The organism is Streptomyces sp. NPDC004610 (assembly GCF_040609715.1).
Classification (GTDB): Bacteria; Actinomycetota; Actinomycetes; order Streptomycetales; family Streptomycetaceae; genus Streptomyces.
This window is the reverse complement of sequence record NZ_JBEXLA010000094.1, coordinates 1-1,434: the sequence shown is the minus strand read 5'-3', so window position 1 is coordinate 1,434 and position 1,434 is coordinate 1. Positions and strand designations below refer to the sequence as shown.

Genomic DNA, 1,434 nt, shown 5'->3' with positions numbered 1-1,434 from the left:
CCCAGGAGTCTCAATGACGAAGTCAAGCCGCTTGCGTGACCGGTGGGGCGGAGGTGAAGATCCGTCCGTCACGCAGCAGGGCCCACAGAACGCCCGCCCGTCGGCGGGCGAGGGCGATGACTGCCTGGACGTGTTTGCAGCCCTCGCCGCGCTTCTTGAGGTAGAAGTCCCGGTTCGGCCCCTCGCGGATGATGCTGGTCTGCGCAGACAGGTAGAACACCCGGCGCAGGCGGCGGCTGTATCGCTTGGGCCGGTGCAGGTTGCCGGTGCGGCGGCCGGAGTCGCGTGGGACGGGCACCAGCCCGGCCGCCGAGGCGAGATGGCCGGCATCGGCGTAGGCCGACAGGTCGCCTGCTGCGACGACGAATTCGGCGCCGAGTACCGGGCCCATGCCGGGCAGGGACTCGATGATCTCCGCCTGCGGGTGGCTGCGGAACGTCTCGCGGACCTGCTGGTCGATCCGCTTCAGCCGGTCGTCCAGGGTGAGGATCTGCGCGGCCAGGTCGGCGACGATCTGCGCGGCGACGTCCTCGCCGGGCAGCCCGGTCTGCTGGGCCCGGGCTGCTTCCAGTGCTGTCGCGGCGACCGCGTCGGCACCGCGCACGCTGCGGTTCGCCAACCAGGCCGTCAGCCTTGCCCGGCCGCGGCGCCTGATCGCGCCTGGGGTCTGGTAGCCCGTCAGCAGGATGAGCGCGCCCTTGTGCGAGCTGTAGTCGAACGCCCTCTCCAGAGCCGGGAAGATGCCGGTCAGCACGTCGCGGAGCCGGTTGATCAGTCGCACCCGGTCGGCCACCAGATCCGAGCGGTGAGCGGTCAGCAGCGCGAGGCCGGCGGCGAGCTGGGCCGGTACGCCGATCGTGGCGAAGTCGCCTCGGTGGCGGGCGGTCTCAGCGATGACGTAGGCGTCGCGGGCATCGGTCTTCGCCTCACCCCGGTAGGCACCGGCCATACGGTTGACCGTGCGGCCCGGCACGTAGACAGCCTGCTGACCGTGGGCCGCGAGCAAGGCCAGCAGCAGCGCGGAGGACGTGCCGGAGATGTCCACCGCCCAGTGCACCTGGTCCGCCAGGTCGAGGATCTCGCCGAGCGCGGCCAGGATCACCGACTCGTCGTTCCCGACCTTCTTCGACCACAGTGTCGCGCCGGTCTCGTCGACCACCGCCGCCCAGTGGTGGCCCTTGCCGGCATCGACACCGGCCCAGACCTGGGCCTTCCGCTCGTTCACTTGCCCCTCCTCGTTCCGCACGGCAATGCCGTCGGCCCGGGGAACACCCCGCTGTCCGCTCCGTAATCAGCGACCGCACAAGGCGCGCACATCTCAATCAGCAGCCAGGGCGCCCCGGAGAGCCGGACGGCCACTCCTGGGGAGCCACAAACGGCAAGCCACCATCAGCCACATCCGGCCCTCCCGGGCCACCCAACAACTTACGGAGC

The 1,434-nt window shown here is 70.7% G+C and carries 1 protein-coding gene; it reads right to left on the bottom strand.

Going from position 1 to position 1,434, the window contains the following annotated elements; genetic code table 11:
- Window positions 1–22: 22 nt before the first annotated feature.
- Entirely contained in the window at window positions 23–1,225 is a 1,203-nt protein-coding gene (locus ABZX40_RS41500; protein WP_355751420.1) for an IS110 family transposase, read from the bottom strand.
- Between the last annotated feature and the right edge of the window lie 209 nt (window positions 1,226–1,434).